19 protein-coding genes and 2 pseudogenes are annotated in these 23,596 nt (G+C 69.4%); 9 read left to right on the forward strand and 12 right to left on the reverse strand.

Translation table 11 applies throughout. The features are described from left to right. Positions 1-8 precede the first annotated feature (8 nt). Positions 9-656 (reverse strand): MBL fold metallo-hydrolase, encoded by a 648-nt coding sequence (locus ACIGDI_RS26735; RefSeq protein ID WP_399901383.1) that lies wholly within the window; start codon positions 654-656, stop codon positions 9-11. 120 nt (positions 657-776) lie between these two features. Between ACIGDI_RS26735 and ACIGDI_RS26740 the strand changes: the two genes are divergently transcribed. Both ACIGDI_RS26740 and ACIGDI_RS26745 read left to right on the forward strand, forming a co-directional pair. Then, positions 777-1,202 carry a MarR family winged helix-turn-helix transcriptional regulator gene (locus tag ACIGDI_RS26740; RefSeq protein WP_399901386.1) on the forward strand — a complete coding sequence of 142 codons (426 nt, stop codon included), beginning with the start codon at positions 777-779 and terminating at the stop codon, positions 1,200-1,202. Positions 1,203-1,345: 143 nt separating this feature from the next. Then, a complete protein-coding gene (locus ACIGDI_RS26745; RefSeq protein ID WP_399901389.1) occupies positions 1,346-2,419 on the forward strand; it encodes an NAD(+)/NADH kinase in 1,074 nt (357 codons plus the stop codon). Positions 2,420-2,468: 49 nt separating this feature from the next. Here the strand turns inward: ACIGDI_RS26745 and ACIGDI_RS26750 are convergent, their stop codons facing one another. Further along, positions 2,469-3,380 (reverse strand): hypothetical protein, encoded by a 912-nt coding sequence (locus ACIGDI_RS26750; protein ID WP_399901392.1) that lies wholly within the window; start codon positions 3,378-3,380, stop codon positions 2,469-2,471. Positions 3,381-3,911: 531 nt separating this feature from the next. Between ACIGDI_RS26750 and ACIGDI_RS26755 the strand changes: the two genes are divergently transcribed. Together ACIGDI_RS26755 and ACIGDI_RS26760 are read left to right on the forward strand one after the other, a co-directional pair. Continuing rightward, positions 3,912-4,955: a ThiF family adenylyltransferase gene (locus ACIGDI_RS26755; protein ID WP_399901395.1), complete on the forward strand. Its 1,044-nt coding sequence runs from the start codon at positions 3,912-3,914 to the stop codon at positions 4,953-4,955. Continuing rightward, a complete protein-coding gene (locus ACIGDI_RS26760; protein ID WP_399901397.1) occupies positions 4,952-5,305 on the forward strand; it encodes a GNAT family N-acetyltransferase in 354 nt (117 codons plus the stop codon). The genes ACIGDI_RS26755 and ACIGDI_RS26760 overlap by 4 nt, the downstream gene beginning before the upstream one ends. A 26-nt stretch (positions 5,306-5,331) precedes the next feature. Here ACIGDI_RS26760 and ACIGDI_RS26765 read toward each other — a convergent pair. The 3 genes and pseudogenes from ACIGDI_RS26765 to ACIGDI_RS26775 form a co-directional block, all read right to left on the reverse strand. Further along, a pseudogene (locus tag ACIGDI_RS26765) lies at positions 5,332-6,192 on the reverse strand (homoserine O-acetyltransferase); the annotation flags it as partial. Continuing rightward, entirely contained in the window at positions 6,189-7,550 is a 1,362-nt protein-coding gene (locus ACIGDI_RS26770) for a bifunctional o-acetylhomoserine/o-acetylserine sulfhydrylase (protein WP_399901400.1), read from the reverse strand. The gene ACIGDI_RS26770 and the pseudogene ACIGDI_RS26765, both read right to left, overlap by 4 nt. 160 nt (positions 7,551-7,710) lie before the next feature. Continuing rightward, positions 7,711-7,983, reverse strand: a complete 273-nt coding sequence (locus ACIGDI_RS26775) for a hypothetical protein (protein ID WP_399901403.1) — start codon at positions 7,981-7,983, stop codon at positions 7,711-7,713. Between the two features lie 2 nt (positions 7,984-7,985). Between ACIGDI_RS26775 and ACIGDI_RS26780 the strand changes: the two are divergent. The 4 genes and pseudogenes from ACIGDI_RS26780 to ACIGDI_RS26795 form a co-directional block, all read left to right on the forward strand. After that, a pseudogene (locus ACIGDI_RS26780) lies at positions 7,986-8,166 on the forward strand (transcriptional regulator); the annotation flags it as partial. A gap of 269 nt (positions 8,167-8,435) precedes the next feature. Continuing rightward, complete coding sequence (locus ACIGDI_RS26785; RefSeq protein ID WP_399901406.1) at positions 8,436-11,759, forward strand: hypothetical protein; 3,324 nt, start codon at positions 8,436-8,438, stop codon at positions 11,757-11,759. A gap of 179 nt (positions 11,760-11,938) precedes the next feature. After that, complete coding sequence (locus ACIGDI_RS26790; protein ID WP_399901409.1) at positions 11,939-12,478, forward strand: restriction endonuclease; 540 nt, start codon at positions 11,939-11,941, stop codon at positions 12,476-12,478. Between the two features lie 364 nt (positions 12,479-12,842). Then, entirely contained in the window at positions 12,843-13,514 is a 672-nt protein-coding gene (locus tag ACIGDI_RS26795) for a DUF4142 domain-containing protein (protein ID WP_399902233.1), read from the forward strand. A 158-nt stretch (positions 13,515-13,672) separates the two neighbouring features. On the opposite strand, the gene ACIGDI_RS26800 is transcribed toward ACIGDI_RS26795, so the two are convergent. The 4 genes from ACIGDI_RS26800 to ACIGDI_RS26815 all read right to left on the reverse strand — a co-directional run bounded on the left by ACIGDI_RS26800 (position 13,673) and on the right by ACIGDI_RS26815 (position 17,477). After that, on the reverse strand, positions 13,673-14,455 hold the full coding sequence (locus ACIGDI_RS26800; protein ID WP_399901411.1) for a hypothetical protein: 783 nt from the start codon (positions 14,453-14,455) through the stop codon (positions 13,673-13,675). Beyond that, positions 14,452-16,083, reverse strand: coding sequence for a serine/threonine-protein kinase (locus tag ACIGDI_RS26805; protein ID WP_399901414.1), 1,632 nt, complete (start codon positions 16,081-16,083; stop codon positions 14,452-14,454). Before ACIGDI_RS26805 ends, ACIGDI_RS26800 begins: the two co-directional genes overlap by 4 nt. A 144-nt stretch (positions 16,084-16,227) precedes the next feature. Beyond that, positions 16,228-16,905 (reverse strand): hypothetical protein, encoded by a 678-nt coding sequence (locus ACIGDI_RS26810; RefSeq protein ID WP_399901417.1) that lies wholly within the window; start codon positions 16,903-16,905, stop codon positions 16,228-16,230. Between the two features lie 122 nt (positions 16,906-17,027). After that, positions 17,028-17,477, reverse strand: a complete 450-nt coding sequence (locus tag ACIGDI_RS26815; RefSeq protein WP_399901420.1) for a spore-associated protein A — start codon at positions 17,475-17,477, stop codon at positions 17,028-17,030. 285 nt (positions 17,478-17,762) lie between these two features. On the opposite strand from ACIGDI_RS26815, the gene ACIGDI_RS26820 reads away from it, so the two are divergent. Next, on the forward strand, positions 17,763-19,274 hold the full coding sequence (locus ACIGDI_RS26820) for a carotenoid oxygenase family protein (RefSeq protein WP_399901423.1): 1,512 nt from the start codon (positions 17,763-17,765) through the stop codon (positions 19,272-19,274). Between the two features lie 109 nt (positions 19,275-19,383). On the opposite strand, the gene ACIGDI_RS26825 is transcribed toward ACIGDI_RS26820, so the two are convergent. From ACIGDI_RS26825 to mmsA, 3 genes are all read right to left on the reverse strand, one after another. Further along, the gene (locus ACIGDI_RS26825; protein WP_399901426.1) at positions 19,384-20,493 is read right to left on the reverse strand and encodes a substrate-binding domain-containing protein; all 1,110 of its coding nucleotides are present in this window, start codon (positions 20,491-20,493) and stop codon (positions 19,384-19,386) included. A gap of 248 nt (positions 20,494-20,741) precedes the next feature. Further along, on the reverse strand, positions 20,742-22,040 hold the full coding sequence (gene mmsB, locus ACIGDI_RS26830; protein WP_399901429.1) for a multiple monosaccharide ABC transporter permease: 1,299 nt from the start codon (positions 22,038-22,040) through the stop codon (positions 20,742-20,744). Continuing rightward, entirely contained in the window at positions 22,037-23,587 is a 1,551-nt protein-coding gene (gene mmsA / locus ACIGDI_RS26835; protein ID WP_399901432.1) for a multiple monosaccharide ABC transporter ATP-binding protein, read from the reverse strand. The genes mmsB and mmsA overlap by 4 nt, the downstream gene beginning before the upstream one ends. Positions 23,588-23,596 lie beyond the last annotated feature (9 nt).

The raw sequence follows: 23,596 nt of genomic DNA on the forward strand, positions 1-23,596 counted from the left end.
GAAAACGATCATTTCAGCGTGATGGTGGTCCCAGGCTCCAGGCGGGTGATCGGGATGCCGGTCAGTCCCTTCTCGCCGAGGAGGTTGGCGGTGGAGTGCTGGCCGAGCTCGCTGAGCATGAGTTCGTGTATCTGGATGATGCGCTCGGGCTTGACGGCACGGACGTAGTCGGCGGCTTCGCCGAGCTTGGTCCACGGGCCGCTGGTCGGCAGCAGGAGGGTGTGCACGGGCGCGTCGGGTGCGAAGTAGGCGTCGCCGGGGTGGTAGAGGGCGCCGTCGTCGAGCAGGTAGCCGACGTTGTCGGGGCACGGGATGTCGGCGTGGATCGGCGCATGGCGGTGGCCGTGGACGGTTGCGGTGATGGATCCAATGGTGACGGTGTCGCCCGCGGCCACGGCGTGGACGCGTCCGCCGTGGCCGCCGAGGGTGGCCGCTACGGCCTTCGTGCCGTAGACGTGCAAGTCGGGCTGAGTTTCGAGAGCGGCGGCGACCAGCTCTTCGTCGAAGTGGTCGAAATGTTCGTGAGTGATCAGGACGGCGTGAGCCCGAGCGACGGCGTCCGCCGCGTCCGGGGTGAAGGTGCCGGGATCGATGACGAGGCGGGTGTCGTCCTTTTCGACCGTGACGCAGGCGTGGGCGTGCTTGGTGAGCTTCATGGGGGCCTTCCTCGAAGAAAATCTACAACCAGACTGTACACCTTGGCTGTGGACGCATGGACGTAGAAGAATGCAGCTGAGGTGTACAGTTTGGTTGACGAGTTCGGTTATGGTGGCTCCATGGACGACGATCAGTTGGCCGAAGAGCTTCGCCTGACCATCGGACAACTCGTCCGCACCGTGCGCGCCGCCGACAAGATGCCCCCTGGCGAGGCCGCCGTCCTCGGCTATCTCGACCGCGACGGTCCGATGACCACCGCCGATGTCGCGCAGCAGCGGGGAGTCAGCCACCAGTCGGCCGCCAAGGCGGTCAAGGAACTTCACACCGAGGGCCTTGTGCGTGCCGAGGCGCATCCCAGTGATGGGCGCAAACTGTTGCTTCACCTGACGCCGGAGGGACGTGGCAGGCTGGCGGAGGAGCGCCGGAGGCGTGCGGGTTGGCTCGGCGCCGCGATCGACGAGGCCCTTGATCCGGATGAGCGGGAGACACTCGCAGCGGCGGTGCCCCTGCTGGCGCGCCTGACCGAGCACCTGAAGTCCAGATAGGCCCTTCGAGAGCCGTCCTCCGACTTTCCGTTGGCTGCGACTCGCCGCCGACCACGCCCGCCAAGGTGTCACCTGAGCTGTCGCTTGAGCGACACTCCGTACGGTGGCCACCACACGGTCACCGAGAACTTCCGGAGGCGGATGTGACTGTGGACCGGATCGGAATGGTCGTGCACGGCGGACGTCCTGAGGCCGTGGAGGCGGCCGGCGTGGTCCGCGCGTGGTCCGAGGAGCACGCCGTGCGGTGCGCGGACATCGACGTGTGGCACGACGGCGGGCGGCGCGGCGCCCGCGAGGAATTGGAGGCCGCGGGTGATCCCGACCTCGTCGTCACCCTCGGCGGGGACGGCACCTTCCTGCGCGGTGCCCGGCTGGCCGCGAAGAACGACGCACTGCTCCTCGGAGTCGATCTGGGCCGGGTGGGGTTCCTGACGGAGGTGTCGGCCGCCGACGTGCGGGAGGCACTGGACGCGGTGCGCGAGGACCGCATCAGGATCGACAACCGCATGCTGCTCGCCCTGCGGGCCTCCCGTCGCCTGGAAGTGCCCGAGCACATCGAGCCATGGGTGCGCTACGGCCGTGGCCCACTTCTGCCGCCGCCCCAGGTGCGCCCCGACTGCGACGTGGACGCCGACTGGGGTATCCCGCTGGACGTCACCGCACTCAACGACATCGTCCTGGAGAAGCTGGCCAGGGACCGCCAGGTCTCCGTCGGCGTGTACGTCTCCGGTCGCCTCCTGGCCTCGTACTCCGCCGACGCCCTGCTCGTGGCCACCCCGACCGGCTCGACCGCCTACAGTTTCGCCGCCGGCGGCCCCGTCGTATCACCCCGGGCGGAGGCCTTGGTCTTCACCCCGGTCGCGCCGCACATGGCCTTCAACCGTTCCATCGTCACCGCCCCCGACGAGCCCGTCGGACTGCGCGTACTGGAACGTTCGGGGCCGGCGGCCGTCAGCATCGACGGCCAGTTGCGGGGCGTACTGGATCCAGGGGACTGGATCGGCGTGTACGCCGCCCCGCAGCGACTGCGGGCGGTGCGGCTGGGACCGATGGACTTCTACGGCCGTCTGCGAGAGCGCATGAATCTCACCGACGCCCCGGCCGCGGTGGCCGACGGGTCCCCACCACCACTGTGGTCGGTGACGACGCCGCCGCCCGCAGACCTCGACCATCTGGCGCTGCTGACCTCTCCGGAGGGTTCCTCGCCCTTGTGGTGAGAAACAGAGCCCGGGCCGGGGGGTGTGACTGTGGGTCAGGACGTGGGGGTCAGACCCGGGTGAGGTGGACCGCCACCGTCTCGCTGACCGTCACCGCCTGGGCGTAGTCCGGGTCGGTTGCCGTCGCGTGGCCCTCGACCTCGACGTCCCCCTTTTGGAAGGGGACCGAACCGGTGGGTACGGCCGTACCGGTCCAGTTGACCGGGGCGCCGGGGGCGCAGGCCACAGAAGTGGAGTAGGAACCACGAATGAGGTCGCGCTTCTTCACCTGCGTGACGTTGCCGGTGACTGTCACCTGCACCGGCTTGGTGCAGCTCACCGTGCCGTGGAAGGTGGCCTTGCCGTTGAGGGAACTGGCCGTGCCGTTGAGGGCGATGTCGAGGCCGAGGCCGAGTTCGGCCGGCGGGGCCGGGTTCTCGATGTGGACCTCGCCACGCGTGGCCGGGGTGCTTCCCTCGCAGTGCTGCTCGAAGGAGGCGTCGAGCTTCTTCACATAGCCCTGGGGGCCGAACTCCACCGCGGAGATGGTGAAGGTGCCGGTGAGCTGGTTGCAGCCACGGCCGTTGCCGCTGAGCGAGAGGCCCGGCTCGGTGGCTTCGTTGAACGGGTAGCGCGTGGCACCGGTGTAGGTTCCGGGCGTCAGGGCCTTGCCGGTCGGCGCCGCGAGGTTCAGGGTCCACCAGTCGCCGTTGGCTCCGTCGACGGAGACCGTCACCACCCCGTTGTCCGTGTTGCCGGAGACGTTCATGCGGTCCTGGGACGCCGTCGTGTAGGTGTACGACCGGCCGCCACTGATGTAGTCGCCGTCGTCCCCGCTGAAGCTGAAGGAGCCCTCGGTGACAGGGAGGGCGTGTGCTTCGGTGCCCGCGAGCAGGCCCGTGGTGCCGGTGGCCATGGCCAGCGCGAGCGCGAGGGTGGCGGTGGCACGGCCCAGGACGCGTCTGGGCAGGCTGAGGTTCATGGATGTTCCCCCTGGTGAGATGACGTGAGCCTCGTCCGCCGACGTGATGCTGACGCGTATCTATTCGCACGTGTGTCCGCATGTGCGTCGGTGGGGCGAGTCTGTCAAGCAGAGGGATGTGCGACAACTCTGTTTCAGGTGTGCTGAGTTGATGTTTCGGCCAACTCTTGGTGTCAGGGATCGTGGATCCATGAAGGTCTCTGACCTGGCCCGGGGCCGTGTGGTCGGCTGATGGCCTGAACGCCTTTGTGCAGGGCCGGTGGGGGCGGGAAGTGAGACGGGGGCGACTTCTCGGCTGCAGGGTGCGGCGGCGCGCAGGGTGGCGAAAAGATCGCGCATGAATTCGAGTGTGCGCTCCCGTGTGACGAAGGGCTTTCCAAGATCGTTCGGCTGCTAGCTTCCCGTTTCATGATCCATTCAGACGCTCTTGCCGATGACGACCCCTGTTCGCGCCTGGAGCGGAGGCGTACGCCGGAGGACGCCTATCGGCCTCTGCTCCTGGACCTCATGGAGGCCGATGGACAAGCGACCTTGACGGCACTGTTGGAGTCGGGTGCCGTACGAGACATCCATGACCGCATCGACGACCAGTTGGAGGAACTGGTGCGCTGTCTGCGGCCGGGGGAGTCGCTGGACGACCGGGCTCTGGCCGCCGCCGCCACCGAGATGTGCGCCGGGGTGCCGCGTCGGCGCTACGGCACCTGGGTCTGGTACCCGTGGTCGGGACGGCTGGTCCACCTCCTGCCGGCCGAGGAGTTCCGCCTGGTCCGCACCGACCGCAACCGGGACAAGATCAGCCGCGTGGAACAGCAGGCACTGCTCGGCCGCCGCATCGGAGTGCTCGGCCTGTCCGTGGGCAACAGCGCGGCCCTGACCTGTGCCATGGAAGGCGTAGGAGGATCGTTCCGCCTGGCGGACTTCGATCGCCTGGGCTTGTCCAACCTCAACCGGCTGCGCGCCGGCGTCCACGATCTGGGCGTCGAGAAGACGGTCCTGTGCGCACGCCAGATGTACGAGATCGACCCCTATCTCAGCATCGAGATCTACCGCGAAGGCGTGACAGAGGAGACCCTCGAGGCCTTCTTCGGCACCGGTCCCGGCTCGGAGATGGACCTGCTGATCGAGGAATGCGACACCTTGTGGGCCAAGTTCGCGGTCCGGGAGCACGCACGTGACCGCCGTATCCCGGTCCTCATGGATGCCAACGACCGCGGTCTGCTGGACGTGGAACGCTTCGACGAGGAGCCGGACAGGTCCCTCTTCCACGGCCGGGTCGGTGAGACCACCGCACAGGACGTTCGCGCGATGGATGCCGGCGAAGCACTCGACCTGCTGCTGCGGATCGTGGACGCGGACCGGCTCCGCCCGGCCATGATGGACGCCATCGGCAGGATCGGCCGTACCCTCTCCAGCTGGCCGCAGTTGGCGAGCGGCATCATGCTCGGCGCGGCCCTGGTCACCGACACCGCTCGTCGCATCCTGCTGGGAGCGCCGGTTCCCTCAGGACGCTATTACGCGGACCTCGAAGCCCTCATCGCCGCCGACCACGCCCCTCTCCTCGGAACCGCGTCATGACCCACATCCCCGAACTGCACGGCGAACACCTGTGGTTGCGCGAACTGCGGGCCACCGACCTCGCAGCCTTCGAACGCATCCACACCCACCGCCTGCTGACCCGCTACCTCGGCATCGACCGGATGGACGCCCGGCAGGCACAGGACGCCTTCGCACAGTGCCTGGCCCAGCCCTACACCCACCCGCGCCGCAGACACACCCTCGCCATCTGCGCACCCGGCGCCGACACCATGGTCGGCACCATGGGGCTGCTGGTCGAGGACTACGGCCGCAATGCCATGCTCACCGGGCTCGTCCTGCTGCCCGACGCACCCGTCCGCGGCCATGGCCACGAGGCGGACGCCTTCTGATGGCCCACGGCTTCGGCCCGCTCGGCCTGCACCGGCTTGGCGGCATGGTGGTCGAGGTAGGACTCGACCTGGTACCGGCCGTCTTTCCAGGGCTCCTCCATGTGCTGGGGAGCACGACCGAAGCGGACCTGCAACTCGGGCTCGCTGCGGTAGGTGACGTGGGCGATGCGGCGGGCCAGGCCGAGTCCCGCGTGCGGACCGCGGCCCGTGTCGTGGTAGTCGCCGCCGCGCCAGTGAGGGTCGCTGCGGATGGCGTGGAGCTGGATGCCGGCCCAGGCGATCTGCTCGGCGCTCGCCGCCGCCGTGGTGGCGAGCAGGAGGAGTGCGTTCGTACGCTCCGGATACGACACGGCCCACTCCACGGCCCGCATCCCGCCCATGGAGCCGCCGATCACCAGGGCCCAGTGGTCGATGCCGAGTGCGTCGGCCAGTCCGGCCTCCGCGGCGACCTGGTCGCGCTGCGTCAGAAAAGGGAAGCTTCCACCCCAGCGTCGCCCGTCGGGACGCGTGGAGGACGGTCCGGTACTGCCCTGGCAGCCGCCCAGGACGTTGGGAGCGACGACGAACCACCGGTCCGTGTCCAGGGCCAGACCGGGCCCGATCAGCCCGTCCCACCAGCCGGGAGTGGGGTGACCGGGCTCGGCCGGACCCGCGACATGACTGTCACCGGTCAGTGCGTGAAGCACCAGTACGGCGTTGGAGCGGTCCGCTGCGAGCCGCCCCCACGTCTCGAACGCCAGCCGCACAGCGGGAAGTTCGCCCCCCGCCTCCAAACGCAGTGGTCTCACCCGCACGTGCCAGAGGCGGCGCCCCGGAGGGTCCCCCTCCCGCCAGGCCCCGGAGGCCGGCGAGAGGGGGACCTCGGAGGTAGCCGGCACGGTGTTCAGGACGCGCCCTTCGCCGCGCGGAATCCTGCCTCCAAGTCCGCCTTGAGATCGGCGAGGTTCTCGATGCCGACCGACAGACGAACCAGTCCGGGCGATGTACCGGTGGCCGCCAACTGCGCGTCGTCCAGCTGGCTGTGAGTGGTCGACGCGGGATGGATGATGAGACTGCGTACGTCGCCGATGTTGGCGAGATGGCTGAACAGCTCGACTGCGTCGACGAACCGCTTGCCCGCCTCGACTCCGTCCCGCAGTTCGAAGGCCAGCACCGCGCCGGCGCCGCGCGGCAGATAGCGCCGACCTGCCTCGTACCACCGGTTGGACTCCAGGCCCGGGTAATGGACGACGGCGACCTCGTCGCGCTGCTCGAGCCATTCGGCCAGGGCCTGGGCGTTGGCGGAGTGCCGTTCGAGGCGCAGGCTGAGCGTCTCCACGCCCTGCAGCAGCAGGAAGGCCGAATGCGGGGAGAGGGCGGGCCCGATGTCGCGCAGCAACTGCACGCGCAGCTTGATGGCGAAGGCGCCCGGGCCGAGTGCGGGCCAGTACCGCAGGCCGTGGTAGCTGGGGTCCGGTTCATTGAAGTCGGGGAAGCGGTCGGTGTGGGCGCCGAAGTCGAAGGTTCCGCCGTCGACGACGATGCCGGCGATGGTGGTTCCGTGGCCGCCGAGGAACTTGGTCGCGGAGTGGACGACGATGTCGGCGCCGTGCTCGATGGGCCGCAGCAGGTAGGGGGTCGGGACGGTGTTGTCCACGATGAGGGGGATGCCCGCGGCGTGTGCGACGTCGGCCACCGCCCGTACGTCGAGGACATTGCCGCGCGGATTGCCGAGTGTCTCGGCGAAGAGGGCCTTCGTGTTCGGCCGGATCGCCGCTCGCCAGGCGTCGAGGTCGTCCGGGTCGTCGACGAAGGACACCTCGATGCCGAACTTGGGCAGGGTGTGGCGGAACAGGTTGTAGGTGCCGCCGTACAGGGATGTGCTGGAGACGATGTGGTCGCCCGCGCTCGCCAGCGTGAGGATGGCAAGGGTCTCCGCGGCCTGTCCGGAGGCCAGCGCCACCGCGGCGACGCCGCCTTCGAGCGCGGCGATCCGCTGCTCGAAGACGTCCTGGGTCGGGTTGTGGATGCGGGTGTAGATGTTGCCCGGCTCGGCGAGGGAGAACAGGTCGGCGGCATGCCGGGTGTCGCGGAAGACGAACGAAGTGGTCTGGTAGATCGGCACCGCCCGCGCCCCTGTCGTGGGGTCGGGCGCGGCACCGGCGTGGATCTGCTTGGTCTCGAACGACCACGCCGAGGTGTCGGGGCCGGCGGGTTCGTCCTCGGGGGTGTGGCCGGCGGTGACGGAGTCGATCGGCTGGCTCATGATTCTCCCTTGTGCGGTCGTGCAGGGGTGCGTGAAAACACCGCGCGACTGCCGTCCGGACCGGAAACGGAAGCGGAAGAGGGCAGGGCGCGGGGGTGCGCGCGGCGCGAAGGCGCGGCGAGCGCGAGGGTGAGGAGAAGAGGGATGCCGGAGCGCGGCGTCAGCTCACGGCGGAACAACCCGTGGTGGTGACACGCACGTAGTCCACGTGGCGGCGGGTCACAAGCACGGTCATGGGCTCAGGAAACCACAGATGGTCAGCGCGCACCAGCATGACTTTGAAAGGGAGATATGCCCGAGGGGGCGGCAGATCCGGCTGCAGGGCAGGCGGTGTGGACGGCAGTGCAAGGGGGAGGCCGACGTCCGTCAGATCGATGAGGTCGACCTTGAACTCGCCGTGGCGCTTGGCCTGCTCGACGAACCAGCCGGCCACCGAACGGGGTGGTGCGCATCGTCCACCCGCGGGTGGGGGGGGGAGATACAGCTGGCGTACGAGATGCTCGGCCTGCCCGCCGACGACGACCAGCAGCTCGTCGTCCACCTGCCGGTCGAGGACGCGAGCGCCGCCGCACTCGACCGCCTCTCCGGCCGCCGGCCCGGCGCCCTGCGGGCGGTTCGACCGGCGGTCGACACCGGCGTCGACGAGTCCACCACGGGCCCTGAGCAGGCGCATGCCGTGTCTCGGCGACGATCGGCGGGGTGTGGCCGGCCGTAGCCGTGAACGCAAGGTCGTCGGCCTCGGTCCGGTCATCGTGCTGCTCGGCCCGTATCGCTCAGACCGCTGGCCCGGTCGGGTGAAAATCGGGTTGCGTGGGACGAAACACGCGGCTTGGACGCCTTGCCGGGGCTTGCGCATGGAACCTCCACGACGTGAACCACCGCCGGATGTCCTCTTCCGAACTGACCCAGAGGGGCTACGGGCGCGCCCGCACCTGGCGGAGCCGCAAGAGCCGCTGGTACGTCCCGGTGCTCGTGCTGACCGGCCTCGGCGCGGCCGTCGAACTCGCCCTGATCGTCATGGCTGTTGCCACGCTCATCGGGCCGCACAGGAGTCTCGACTTCGCGGGGAACAGGTGCGCGACCCACGGGCAGGCTTGCAGCATCCTTTCCGGCGTCCTCACACCCCTGCTCACCTTGGCCCTGGCCTCGATCACGTACCTCTTCTTCCGGTTCCGGCAGGTGAGCGGCGCCTATCTCAAGAAGGCCCAGGAGGCGCCGCTCGACCTGGTGGAGACCGCGGGCGGCATCTTCGGACGCGTGGTCGGGCGGGATCAACTCTGTGACGTGCTCATGGAGGACCTGCGGGACAGCCGGTTCCGCCGCGCCAACGTGGTCGTCGGCGGCATCGGGGCGGGGAAGACCGCGCTGCTGGTGCTCCTCACGCAGCGGCTGGCGGAGCGGAAGGCGGTGCCCGTTCCGCTGCGGCTGCGCGGTGTGGGGGACGATCTGGACTTCCGGAGGCTGGCGTTCGAGCGCTTCAGCCGGGAGGTGCAGGGGCACGTCCGGTCCGAGGGCGAGGCGGAGAAGGTGTGGCGGCGGCTGTGTCAGCAGGGCCGCATCGTGGTCCTGGCGGACGGCCTCGAAGACGCCCTGATGGAGGACAGGCACAAGGATGAACGCGACAACGTCATCCGGCTGGCGATTCGCCGTGCCAACGACGAACGGCTGCCGCTCATCATCACCTCACGTCCGCACGACACGCTGCGCGGCCTGGACGCATCGGTGACCGATCTGGAACCGCTCAGCGAGGAGGCGGCCCTCGCCTACATCTCCTCGGGCAGTGCCTGGGAGGACAGGCAGCGACTGGACTGGATCGTGGAGAAGGCGGGAATCGCGGAGGCTCCCACCTACCTTCAGGTCGCCAGGGAACTGCATCAGGAGGGCCTGTTGGAACGGGCGCTCACCGGCCAGAACGAGGAGGGCGTGGAGACGCGCGGCGGTGACCGGGCGGCGTTGCGCCTGCACCTGTTCGACACCTGGCTGAGGGCCCTCGTCACAGGACGGCTGCGGCCTCGGCTACCGCTGGGCCAGGACGAGCGCGGGCTGGCGCTCGAGTACCTGTCCGCACTCGCCTGCGTGGGGCTGGCCTCCGACTCCGCCGAGGTGCGCATCGCCGACGTCGTCAACGAGCACGACCCCCAGTCGTCCCCCTATCCCGAGATCGTCGCCGAACTGGCCAGGCGTGTTCAGGGCAGTCGGCTGGACATCAGGCTGGCCGCGCACTGGGGCTCGCTCATGGACCTGGTCGACCTCGGCAGCAACCATGTGCAGTTCCAGCACAGCGTGATCCAGGCCCACCTCGGGGCCCGGTTCATGAACGCGCTGATCCATCGGCAGATGCCCGAGAACCCCATGGACGTCGAGAACCACTACTTCAAGAAGGCGATGGAGAACCCCGGACGCGAACTGCTGATCGCCCTGGTCCTGCACTCCCGTACCAGCGACGGCTCCTGCCCGCGCGCGGCATCCCCGACGGCCGACCACACGTGGTGCCCGGTGTCCGCGTCCCGGGACCTGCTGCTGAGTGCGGCCTGCCGGGCGCAGTGGTGCGGCGGTGACCGTCCGGCCGACGACTCCACCGCCGCACCCCACGGCGTGCACCCCGACGGCCACCCGGACGGCGCACGGCCCGGGCAGGCCGACCCATGGTGTCTGTTCGCCCGAACCCTGCACACCAAGGCGCTGCAGCTGTACACCGCGGCCCTGGAGATCGACAGCGTCGACGCGGAACCCCGTCAGGGGGAGATCGCAGAGAAGCTCAGGACGTCCTGGCCCGATCTCCGGGCCCGCGACCCCAAGAGTCTCAGTGGGGCCAAGACGCTGCTCGTCTCCCGTCTGGGTGAGGCCATGCGCAGCGTGGACCGCCGGGGCACTGCGCGGCCCACGTACGAGGAACTCTTCCGCATCGGGTGTCTGGAACCGTCGTACGAGGTGCGGGTCGACATCGCACAGGAGATCGGCGCAGGCGGCGACAGTGCCTTCAGGGACCTGGAGCAGCGGCTCGGCGTTCTGCGGAGCGTGGGGAACCCGGGCGATTCGGGTGATCCGGCACTGGCGCGGGCCGACCGGCCGAATCCGGTGAACGACTCGTTACCGGCCGAGGGGGATACCGCGATCCTGCACAGGCTGGAGCTGGAGGAACGCGAGGAGGAGGAACGCGAACGACGCAGCCAGGCGCTGTGCGCCTGGCTGATGCCGCTGCTGGTGGGTTCCGTCACCACCCGCCGCCACCACGACACCCCCTTCGAGATCCTCGCGGACTGGGTACGGCGGGTCGGCGTCCCCGATGACAGGGGCGACGGCCTGGATCTCGCCCTGGAGACCGCGCTGGCCCAGGGTTTCAAGTACGCGGCCAACCGCCGGGCCCGCCATCCGCACGCCCGCCCGCAGGCCCGTGAGTACCTCAGCGAGCAGGCCCGGGACATGCTCAAACGCTCCCGGTTCTGGTTCACCCGGCTCACCCTGCTGCAAGCGCTGACCCTGTGGGAGATGCCCGAGCAAGGCGCCGTGGACGCCGGGCTCGGGCAGCACGGCTCCGAGCCCGCGAAACAGGTCCGTCAGTGGCTCGCGCTACCGGACAGCACACCTCAACACCCCCTCGTCGAGGCGGCCGCCGAGATGTGCGTGTGGGCTCTGAGGACCCGCCAGCCCGAGCGCTTTCTGTGGATCGACGAGGCCGGAGTGTCCTCGCACGTCGGCTCTCAGCCGGCCGACGACGGCCGGACCCGCAAGCACCAGCTGTGGATCCCGCCCTCCACCGGCTGGAGCACCCTGCATCCGCGTGCGCAGCAGCTCCTCGCCGACGTCATGCTGTTGCTCAACCTCGCCGAGCGCGGCGACTGGCCCAAGGACCGGCTTCGTCGGCTGCGCCGCACCGACCGGCCGGATCTGCCGCCCTGCTTGACCAAGGACCGCCGCCCGCTCGCCCCGGACCGGGCTCCCGTGCGCACGGCCGCTTCGCACGCCGGCTCCAACTGCCGTGACGACTGCGCATTCGAGTTGTGCCCCTACCCGTCGTCGGGGCGGTTGGACGGCCACCGTCCGGAGCTGTCGGAGGCTTTCTGCCGGGCGCAGTTCACCCTGCTGGCGCGCTCGCGATCCCGGCCGCGGCCCGAGGCCCGCTGGCAGCGCGGCACCGACCTGGGCGAGCTGAGGCGCTTTTGGGAGCGGATGGGCAAGCGGGCGCAGGACAGTTATCAGGGGCGGTGAGGTCTGCCGTTTCGGACCGGTGGCGTTCTGCCGGTCACTGACCCGTGCCGCGCGGCAGGCGTGTTGGGTCCGCGTGGGTAGACCGACGGCCCGGCGGGGAGCAAGAACTCACGCGAGATCGCCCGTCAGGGGAGGGGTTGGGCATGGGAGCGATAGGGCTGTTGGTGTTAGGACTCGTCGTGCTGGCCACGGTAGTGGTGGGGCTGGTGCGCGCGGGGTGGCGCGAGGCGCGGGCGGAACGCATGCGGCTGGCGCAGGAGGCGCGGTTGCAGGCTCGCCGGTCATTGGATGTGGTGTGGGCGATGGGGGACCGCGAGTTCGAGGAGTACGTGGCGGAGTTGTGCCGCCGGGACGGCTGCACCGGGGTGCAACGCGTGGGCGGCCGGGCGGACTTGGGCGCCGATGTGATCGGTTGCCTGCCGGACGGCCGCAAACTCGTCGTGCAGTGCAAGCGCTACGCCAAGCACCGCACGGTCGGCAGCCCGGACCTGCAGAAGTTCAACGGGACCGCCCGCAGTGAGCACGGCGCGGATGTCGCGCTCTTCGTCGCCTCCTGCGTGTTCACCCGGCACGCCCGTGCATTCGCGGCACGCCACCGGCTGACGTTGATCGATATCGATCTGCTCGGCTTCTGGCACAGCGGAACACCACTGAACAAGCTGCTGGAGCTGGACATCAGCCGGGCGGGAACCCATCACAAGCTCCAGCCGGACCGCTGAACGCATCGACACGTGCGGCGACGAACCGGGAAGTGCCAGAAGTGCGGGTCTGGTCCCGGCCCTTCCCGGCCGTCGCCCTCATGATCGAGGGTGGGGCCCCCGGTCCCGATAGGGCCGAACGGTCCCTGAGTGGCTCACGGGGTAGGGGCCAACGGCCCTTTTTTCTCTGGCGGTTGGGGTGTTCGGCGCCGGTGAGTGAGTCGAGCCGGGCACCTGGTCCGGACCGCCTCGTCGGCTTGACGAAGTCATTGCGAGCCCAAAAGGTTTTCTGGGTGCCGGCATCCGTATCCCTGGGCGTGCGGGTTCCGAATCAGAAGCAGGAGAGACGGTGCTCGTTTCACGGAAAGCGGCGGGAACCCTGTTCGTGGGTGGTGCGCTCGTCACCACTCTGGGGTCCCTGCTCTACCCCAGCATGCTCGGAGTCCAGAGGGTCAGCGCCGAACCGGAACTGGTCATCGCGCACCCGGCGACCGGGCCGCTGACCCAAGCCGACCGGGATTTCTTGGTCAAGGTGCGCGCGGCCGGACTGTGGGAGTACCCCGTCGGTCAGATGGCGCTGAAGAAGGGCACGACGAAGGCTGTGAGGACGGCCGGGGAGCATCTGATCGACGGGGACGCGGCGTTGGACGCCGCCGACCGCAAGGCCGCCGGTCAGTTGAACATCACGCTGCCCAACCAGCCGTCGGCGCAGCAGCAGGGCTTCGTGACCCGGCTGAACGGGGACAGCGGCAAGCAGTTCGACACCGACATGGCCACCATCCTGCGCGCGACGAACGGCCAGATGCTCGCCACGATCGCGAGCGTCCGCACCACGACGAGGAACTCGGTGGTCCGTGCCCTGGCCAACCTGGCGAACCAGACGGTTCTGGATGACATCACGGTCGTGGAGAAGACCGGTGTGGTCGACTTCGACCAGGCCCTGTCCCTGGAGACCACCGCACCCCAGACGCCGCCGCCCCCGGTTGCGGGCCAGCCGCAGGTCGTCCTCACCCCGCCGGCCCACAGCACGGCCTCTCCGAGTCCCTCGGTGAGATGAGGTGAGGTGACTTGAGGTGAGGCCTCGGGTCGAGTTACCCGTGCCTGACGGGCCATCGCGTCGGTGCCCAGCAGGGGCGCGCCGCTGAACGGAACCTCTCCGGGCGACAACTCACGCCGTACCGGAGAGGTGCTTCCCGCCTTCTCCTGCCCTCCCGTTCAGGAGCAGTCGTAGGTGAAGCGGGCGGTGCTCTCTCGGTGGGTGGGGGTGAGGATGCGCAGTTCGGCCTGTGCCGTGCGGTGGCCCTTACCCCGGTAGGTCCATCGCAGGTGGAGACGCGCGTGCTTCTGGCCCCGGACCGTCACTTCATGGAGCACGCCGGAGGCGGTGCCGTCGCTGCGGACCCAGCGATAGGAGAGGGTGCCCGCAAGGCCGTTCGTGGTCACGAGGCCGACTATGTCCGCGGTGCCGTCGCATCCCAGAACCGTCGGTCGTGCGGTGACGGCAACTGCGCCGACCTGCACGGACGGTGCCGAGCGCTGCCAGAGCAGGAAGGCGAGGACGGCAAGCACCACCAGCGTCGGCAGCGCGTGCCTGCGCAGCCTCCGGCGCCGGGGCTGGGGCGGGGGCGACGGGGGCGCGGTGGCGAGTGTCCGGTGATGGCGGTGCTCGATGGCGGCGGTCACGCCCGGGCCGAAACGCAGCACGGTGCCGTCGACGCGATCAGGGAGCGGCGACGGAGCCGGCGCCGGCTCCGAGGGCTCCTCGACGAGGGTGCGGTCGAGTTCGGGCCGCTGGATCCAGTGGCTGGCCAGCACGGTGGCGCTGTAGTCGTCGTCCGCGTCGCCGGGACCATCGCCTGAAGCAGTCCCGCTGCCGGCGGGACCATCGCCTGAGGTATCGAGGTGGACAGTGGCGGCCTGCGCGTCGGCGGGTACGAGCCTCCGAGTCGCCTCTTCTTCCTCTGCGGGCGGGGGAGTGACGTCGTCGTGAGTGGTCATCGCAGCTCGCACTGTCTGGTCAGGATCTGCTGGGAGGCGCCGCCGGATGCGGCTGCCGGGGTGGTCGTTGCCTGAACCGCCCAGTAGCAGCCGGCGTTCTGGAAGGTGTGCTGGACGGCGAGCGTGTAGTGCGTGGCTCCGCTTCGCTCGAAGGTCTGCGACGCGCCGTCCGGGGAGCCGAGCTGGCCGCCGATGTTGCCCGTGAACCAGGAGACGGAGATGGTGAGTGGCCCGGTCCCGTCCGTGGTGACGTCGATGGTCGCCGTGGCGGTCGAGGGGCCTGTCTGCTGGAGGGCCGACACCGCGACGTTCTTGACGGCGGCAGCGGCGGGCGAGGTGGCCGAGGAAGCCGTCGGTGTCGCCGGCGCGGTCGTCTCGCCGGGCGTCGATTCGGAGGTCGACGGAGAGGTCGCGGAGGCCGTGGGGTCGGTGGCGTCGCTGGTCGGCGAGGCCGAGGGGGAAAGGGTGGGGGAAGGCGACGGGTCGCCCGACGGGGACGGTGACGTGGGCGGCGCGGTGTCCCCGGGGGATGCGGCTCCGGTGTGGGCGCTGGTGGTGGCCACGGCCTGGGCGGACCGCTGCGCGGCGGCTCCCGGGGCGACATGGATGCCGTAGGTGAGGAGGATGCCCAGGAGTACGGCCGTGCCCGACACGAGCATTCCGGGCCGACCGGGCAGCCACGACCGGGCCCCGCCGTGGTGCGGCGCCTGGCTCAGGACCGTGCGTGCGGTGTCCGTGGTGGTTCGGGGTGAGCGCGCCGACGGCAGCAACATCGCCAGCAGTGCCACCAGGGCGGCGAGCCGGGCGCGGCCGCGTTCCTCCCAGTCGGGGCCGTAGGCGGCGCAGGCGGCCGTCTCCAGTTCGCGGACGAAGGCCTCGGCCTGTGCCGGCCGCTCCTGAGGTTCCTTGGCCAGGCCGCGGCGGACCAGCTCGCGTACCGGTGCGGGGACCTCCTCGACGGGGACGGGCGCATCGACGTGCTGCAGGGCGAGTTCGGCGAGGTTGTCGCCCGAGTACGGCTTGTGCCCTGTCAGGCACTCGAAGAAGGTGGCCGTGGCCGCGTACACGTCCGTGGCACAGGAGGCGGGTTCGCCGGTCCACTGCTCGGGGGCCATGTAGGACGGGGTTCCGGCCACACCGGCGGTGGTCCCGGCGTCCACCGCGATCCCGAAGTCGACCAGCTTGGACGATCCGTCCGGTTCGACCAGGACGTTCTCGGGCTTGTAGTCGCGGTGGACGACACCTATGCCGTGCGCGTCGGCCAGGCCGAGGAGCGAGCCCTTGAGGATGACGAGCGCTGCCTCGGGTTCGAGGGGGCCCTGCCGTTTCAGGAGGCTCCGCAGCGAGACCCCGTCCACCAGCTCCATCACGATGGCGGCGCCGTGCGGGCTCTCCACGTACTCGTAGAACCCGGTGACGTGCAGGCTCTCCAGGCCGCCGAGCAGGCGTGCCTCGGCCCGGAAGTCGTGCACGAAGTCCGGGCGCGTGCGCAGAGACTCGCTGAGGTACTTCACCGCGACCGGAACGCCGGTGTCCCCGTGCACGGCGGATACGACGCGTCCGCTCGCCCCCGACCCGAGTTCGTGCGACTCGGTGTATCCGGGCACCACCCATGTGTTCACATTCATCCCCCCGGTCGTCCTGCTGTCGTGCATGGCCCACTCCGTAGCCGCCGCATCATGCGACGAGAGACACGTTTTCAGCCACATCGGTTGCGGCACAGCACCCTGCCGGTCTCCCTTCCGGGTGCTGTGCGGCCGCGACGTGGTCGCTCAGGGAGTGAACTCCTCGTCGAGCCGGTCGATCGCCCCGTCGGCTCCCAGGTGGTACTTGAACACCAGACCGCTGTTGGGGTGGGCCTCCAGCCAGTCGAGGAACTCCTGGACACCGATGTGCTGGTTCTCGGTGCTTTCCACGATGGGGTTGGTGACGGTGATGTACGCCGCCTGGTCCATGGGCATGTACGTCTCCTTGCCCACGGTCTCGAAGGGCGCGCCGTCGGAGTCCGCGGGCGCGCAGCCCCAGTTGCCGTACTTGACGATGAGGCTCAGGGAGCCGCCTTCGGGGGTGTAGCGGTAGACCGCCACCTCGTCGGGCGAGATGGGCATCTTGTGGTCGCAGCCGTCGTCACCGGCCGTGCCGGAGGCGATCGGCTTGGCCGGCGCGGGCGCCGAGGAGGCGGGCTTGGGGGCCGCGGAGGACGTCGCGCCGCTGCCCGTGCCCTTCGGCTTGGCCGCGGGCTTCGCCCCGGTCGTCGGGGAGCCGCCCCCCGTGCCACTGCCGCCCGCCGTCGCCGTGGCGGTCTTGCCGTCGGCGGGGGCGGCCGTCGAAGTCCCGTCTCCGTTGCAAGCCGTGAGGACCACTGCGAGGACGGCAGCGGAGGCGCTGATCACGGCCGTACGGAGAACGGTGCCGGGTCTGTGCCGGTCGGACTTCGTGGAGGTTGTCATGGCGATCCTGTCTGGTGAGTGGCAGTCGAGGGTGACTGTCTCAGGCACAAACGATTTCCAGCCAATCGCCGGTTGCTGTGGTCACCGAGCCGTTGCCGGGTCGTGACACAGACACACCCCGCTCAGCCGCAGTGACCGTGCCCGTTGCCCAGCGCGCCCTCGATCGCGCCCAGCCAGAGGATGCACTGGCCGCGGGCGTCCAGGTACACGGGACCGGCGTACGTCGTGTAGAAGCCGTTGTCGACGACGGCCGGGGCGCCGCGGCCCGCGTCGATGCCCAGCGTCACGGCCATCGACACCGGTGCGCCGGGCGCGTTGCGGATGGTGACCGCGCAGTTCTTGCCGGTCGACTTGTTGTAGGTGACGTAGACGGTGCCCTTGTCCTCGACGGGTGTGGAGTCGATGACGGTGTAGCCGGTGCCGCAGGCGCCGTTGTAGGCGGCTCCCGCCGTGGTGGCGAGGACGGTGGCGGTGTGGGGCGCCGCGCCTGCCGGAGCGGCCAGGGCGACGGTTCCGCCGAGTGCGGCGGTGGCCAGGACGGCGGCCGTGGTGAGGTGACGTGAGACCTTCATGGTGTTCCCCCGTGGTCGGTGGTCAGGTGCTGCTCGGTCAGGGGTGCTTTCGGCACCCACGAGATGAGACAGGTCGACCTAGGGGGAAGTTGTGGCCGTGTTTGTCACTGTCCTGTCACCGCGTGCGGCCGGGCCCGCCGGGACGCCGTTGCCGGGGTGGCACCAGCACCACCCCCGATTCGGGGCTTGGGCCGACTCCCCAGCGGACGGCCGAGGAGGAGTGTTGCTCCTGCCACGGCGAGTCGAGCCGGCGCAGTCGGCGCGGATGACGAAACGGGAGACATGATGGCGAGTCACACACGGCGGCGACTTCTCAAGGGCGCCGCGGTCGCGGCAGCGGGCAGCGTGGTCGGCAGCGGCCTCGGGCCCGGCTTCTTCTCGACTGTGGCGCAGGCGAGTTCCTCGGCCGGCGGGAGCGGTGCGGTGGGCGCGACCCCCTTCCTGGAAGGGGCCTTCGCGCCGGTCACCGAGGAGTTGACCGCCTTCGACCTCGAGGTCACCGGCCGCATTCCGCGTGACCTGGACGGCCGTTACCTGCGCAACGGCCCGAACGCGCTGGGTCTGGAGGACGTCCGCGCCCACCATTGGATGCTCGGTGACGGGATGGTGCACGGGGTCCGGCTGCGGGGTGGGCGCGCGGAGTGGTACCGCAACCGCTGGGTTCGGTCCTCGCAGGTGACCGCGAAGCTGGGGGAGACCTACCCCGGAAAGGTGCCGCCGGACGACTTCGCGTGCAACACGCACGTGATCCCGTACAAGGGCCGCATTCTGGCGCTGCAGGAGGGCGGGCCGCTGCCGTACGAACTGGACGGCGAGCTGGGCACCGTACGCCCCTACGACTTCCGCTCCACGCTCCAGGGCGCCTTCACCGCGCACACCAAGTACGACGCGGCGGCCGACGAGCTGCACGCGATCGCGTACTACCCCACCTGGGACCATGTGCGGCACATCATGATCGACCGCACCGGCCGGGTGGCGCGGACCACGCGGATCGCCGTCGCGGACGCGCCGATGATGCACGACTTCGCGCTCACCGGGAAGTACGTGGTGATCGTGGACGTGCCGATCACCTTCGACGCCGCGGCCGCGGAGGGGGGCGCGAAGGTGCCGTATGTGTGGAACGACGAACATCCCATGCGCATCGGGCTGTTGCCGCGCGCGGGCGGCACCACGCGCTGGTTCGAGATCCCCCCGGTGTACTACTCGCACACGCTGAACGCCTACGACCAGGGTGACACGGTCGTGGTGGAGTACACCGGGTTCCCCGCGCCGTTCTACGCCGCCGGCCGCGGTATGGGCGGACCGTCCGCGACCGGCGCCCCGACCCTCGACCGGTGGACGATCGACCTGCGCGCGGGCCGGGTCCGAAGCAGTCGGCTGGACGACCGTCCGCAGGAATTCCCCCGTATCAACGAGTCCCTGGTGTCGCGTCGGCACCGCTATGCCTATACCGCGAGCGCGGCCGAGATGTGGCGCGCGTACGAGACCGTCGACGGCGTACCGCCGGACGAGAAGTTCACCAACTGCCTCATCAAACAGGACATGTTGCGAGGTAGTGGGCAGGTGCACCGTTTCCCCGCGGGCGCGGCGGCGAGCGAGCCGGTGTTCGTGCCGCGGCGCGGGGCGCGGGACGAGGACGACGGTTACGTCCTGTCGTACGTGAACGCCCCCGACCGCGGCGCGACCGACCTGGTGATCCTCTCCGCCCAGGACTTCGGCGGCCACCCGCTGGCCCGCATTCACCTGCCGGGCCGGGTACCGCTGGGATTCCACGGCAGTTGGATCCCGGATGCCTAGCGGCTCTGGAGACGCGTCGGCCCCGCGGCGATCCTGATCGGCGCGGGGCCGTGCGTGCCTTGGCCCGCGCCGGGGAGTGTGGCGGCGCGGGCAAGGGCGGGGGTCGGTGTTACTTGGTGAGGGGGGACAGCTTGGGGTCGTTGGCGTAGGCCTCGGCCGCGTTCTTCTTCGTCACGATCACCGGCGGCAGGAGGTAGGCCGGGACGACCTTGTCACCGTTGTTGTACTGCTTGGTGTCGTTGACGGCCGGCTTGTCGCCCTTCTGCAGGGACTTGATCATGTTGATGGTCTCCGCGACGAGCTTGCGGGTGTCCTTGTTGATCGTCGAGTACTGCTCACCGGCCATGATGGACTTGACCGACTCGACCTCGGAGTCCTGGCCGGTGACGACCGGGATCGGCTTCCCGGCGCCCTTCACCGAGGTGAGGATCGCGCGGGCGAGGGTGTCGTTGGGGGAGAGGACCCCGTCGAGGGTCTTCTTGCCGCTGTAGGTCGAGGTCAGCAGGGAGTCCATGCGCTGCTGGGCGTTCTCGGCCTTCCAGCCCTGTGTCGCCGTCTGCTTGATGTCCTTCTGCCCCGAGCCGACAACGATGTCGCCCTTGTCGATCAGGGGCTTGAGAACCTGCATCGCACCGTCGAAGAACACCTTGGAGTTGTTGTCGTCCGGCGAGCCGGAGAACAGCTCGATCGTCCAGGGGCCCTTGGCCTTCTTCGCCTTCATGCCGTCGATCAGGGCCTGGCCCTGGAGCTGGCCGACCTTGAAGTTGTCGAAGGCGATGTAGTAGTCGACGTCCGGGGTGTTGGTGATGAGCCGGTCGTAGGCGATGACGGTGGCGCCCTCCTCCTTGGCCTGCTTCACCTGCGTGGCGAGCTGCGAGGCGTCGGTCGCGCCGATGACGATGACCTTCGCGCCCTTGGTGACCATGGAGGAGATCTGCGCCTGCTGGTCGGCGACCGTGGTCGAGGCGCCCGCGTACTGGACGTCGGCCTTGAAGCCCGCCTTCTTGAGGCCGTTGGTGAACAGGTCACCCGCCAGCACCCAGTTCTCCGAGGTCTTGGCCGGCAGGGCGACGCCGATCAGGGAGTCCTTCGAGAAGCCCTTCCCGTCGCCGCTGCCGCTGCTGGAGGAGCCCTCGCGTTCGTTGGAGCAGGCCGTGCCCAGGGCGAGCAGGGCGGCGGTGCCGACGGCGGCGACGCTTCTGATGACGAGTCTGCGCATGGTGGAGTGGAACCCTTCGTGCGTGTTTGTTGCCGGAGTGTGGTGTGCCGTCGTGCGGCTCAGGTGGTGCGGTTCGGCCGTCGGGCCGTGTGCCGGTGCCGGGTTGTGGCTGGTGTGCGGAGGTGGACCGGACACCCGGCTGTCAGGGGGCCGGGTGTCCGGCCGTTTTTGGGACGTGCGCAGAGCGTTGGAGGAGACGGCTCGATGAGATGAGCGTCCGGTCGCGGCCCGGCGAACGCCCTGTGCGGTCAGCCTGCGATCTTGGCCTTGTCCGCGTCGGAGGCCGCGGCCGGTGGCGCCGCTGTGCCCGCCGGGTCGTCGCGCCTGAAGGGGCGGGTCAGCGTCGCGATGATGGAGAAGCGCCCCTGGCTCTTGTTGTAGACGTCGAAGGCGACGGCGAGCAGAAGGACCAGGCCCTTGATGATCTGGACCATGTCCGAGCCGACGCCCTGCAGTTGCAGACCGTTGTTGAGCAGCGCCATGACCAGACCGCCGACGATCGAACCGCTGACGGTGCCCAGACCACCGGACACCGCCGCTCCGCCGATGAACACGGCGGCGATGGCGTCCAGTTCCCAGCTCAGTCCGTCCTGCGGGCCGGAGGCCGAGGACCGGGCCACGAAGATCATGCCGGCGAGGGCCGCCAGCACCGACATGTTCATCATGACGGCGAAGTTGACCCGCTTGAGCTTCACGCCGGACAGTTCCGCGGCGCGGGCGTTGCCGCCGACCGCGTAGATGTGCCGGCCCCCGATGGTGTTGCGGGTGTAGTGCGAGTACGCCAGGACCAGGACGATCAGGATGATGCCGGAGATCGGCAGGCTGGTGCCGACCCGGCCGCCGGCGAAGCGCAGCGTCGCGAAGACGATGATGCCGATCATGACGGCCAGCCGGACGCCCGTGACCCACAGCGGCGCGAGGTCCGCCTTCATCTCGCGTCGGGTCTGCCGGGCCGTCCACTCCCGCCAGACGACGCCCGCGCAGGCGGCCACGCCGAGCAGCAGGGTCAGGTTGTTGTATCCGGTGTCCGGGCCGACCTCGGGCAGGAAGCCCGCGCCGATCTTGCGGAAGCCCTCGGGCACCGGCACGGTGTCGGCGTTGCCGATGTACTGGTTGGCGCCGCGGAACAGCATCATTCCGGCGAGGGTCACGATGAACGCCGGCACCCCGATGTAGGCGACCCAGAAGCCCTGCCAGGCGCCGATCGCCGCGCCGACGAGCAGGCCGAGGAGGATGGCCAGGGGCCAGGGCAGCGAGTGCTCCTGCATGGCCTTGGCGACGACGATGCCGGTGAACGCGGCGACGGAGCCGACCGACAGGTCGATGTGCCCGGCGACGATCACCATCAGCATCCCGACGGCGAGGATGAGGATGTAGGAGTACTGGCTGACGACGGCGATGAGGTTGCCGGAGGTCAGCGTCAGGCCGTCGGTCCAGATCTGGAACAGCACGACGATGGCCACCAGGGTGGAGATCATGCCGAACTGGCGGGCGTTGGAGGTCGTGCCCCCGAACAGGTTCTTCTGCAGGTCAGATATACGGCTCATGGAGTGGGGCTCTTCTTGGTAGCGGTCATCTGCTTCATCAGGACTTCCGGATCCGCGTCCGCGCGCGCCACCTCACCGGTGATGGCGCCTTCGAACACCGTGTAGATGCGGTCGCACAGGCCGATCAGTTCGGGCAGTTCGGAGGAGATGACGATGACCCCCTTGCCCTGGGCGACGAGCCGCTGGATGATCCCGTAGATCTCGAACTTGGCGCCCACGTCGATGCCGCGGGTCGGCTCGTCGAGGATCAGCAGGTCGGGGTCGGTGAACATCCACTTGGCCAGGACGACCTTCTGCTGGTTGCCGCCGGAGAGCTTGACGACGCCCTCGTCGACGCTGGGCGTCTTGATCCGCAGGCTCTCGCGGTACTCCTCGGCGACGCGGTGCTCGCGCACCGGGTCGATGACACGGCGGCGGGCGATCTTCGACAGCTTGGCGGCCACCATCGAGGCCTTGATGTCGTCCAGCAGGTTGAGGCCGATCGACTTGCGGTCCTCGCTGACATAGGCCAGCCCGTGTCCGATGGCGTCCGAGACGGTCTTGAGCCGGATCTCCTTGCCGTCCTTGAAGACCTGCCCGGCCAGCCAGGTGCCGTAGGAGCGGCCGAACAGGCTCATGGCGAGTTCGGTGCGGCCCGCGCCCATGAGTCCGGCGAAGCCGACGATCTCCCCGCGGCGGACGTTGAACGTCGAGCCCTTGCAGACCATCCGTTCGTCCGAGGTGGGGTGCCTCACCGTCCAGTCGCGGACCTCGAAGAAGACCTCGCCGATGTCGGGCGTGCGGTCGGGGAAGCGGCTGTCGAGCTCGCGGCCGACCATACCCCGCACGATCCGGTCCTCGTTGACGCCGTCGGCCTTGACGTCGAGGCTCTCGATGGTGCGGCCGTCACGCAGGATCGTGATGGTGTCGGCGACCGCCTCGATCTCGTTGAGTTTGTGCGAGATCATGATCGAGGTGATGCCTCGGTCGCGGAAGCCGCGCAGCAGGTCCAGCAGGTGCTGGGAGTCGGCCTCGTTGAGGGCCGCGGTGGGTTCGTCGAGGATCAGCAGTTTGACGTCTTTGGCGAACGCCTTGGCTATCTCGACGAGTTGCTGCTTGCCGACACCGATGTCCTTGATCAGGGTGTCGGGGTCCTCGCGGAGTCCGACCTGCTCCATCAGCTCCAGGGCGCGGCGCTGGGCGCGTTTCCAGTCGATCGCGCCACGGCGGCGTGGCTCGTTGCCGAGGAAGAGGTTCTCGGTGATCGACATGCCGGGCACCAGGGCCAGCTCCTGGTGGATGATCACGATGCCGGCCTGCTCGCTGGCGCGGATGTCGTCGAAGCGGACCTTCTCGCCCCGGTAGACGATGTCGCCGGTGTAACTGCCGTGCGGGTGAACGCCGCTGAGCACCTTCATGAGGGTGGACTTGCCTGCGCCGTTCTCGCCGCAGATCGCGTGGATCTCACCTTCCCGCACGACGAGGTTGACGTCGGCGAGCGCGGTGACACCGGGGAAGGTTTTGGTGATCGACCGCATCTCCAGCAGGTTCGCTGCGCGGGGAGTCATGAACGGCGC

This window comes from Streptomyces sp. NPDC085900, assembly GCF_044540925.1.
Taxonomy (GTDB): Bacteria; Actinomycetota; Actinomycetes; order Streptomycetales; family Streptomycetaceae; genus Streptomyces; species Streptomyces gilvifuscus.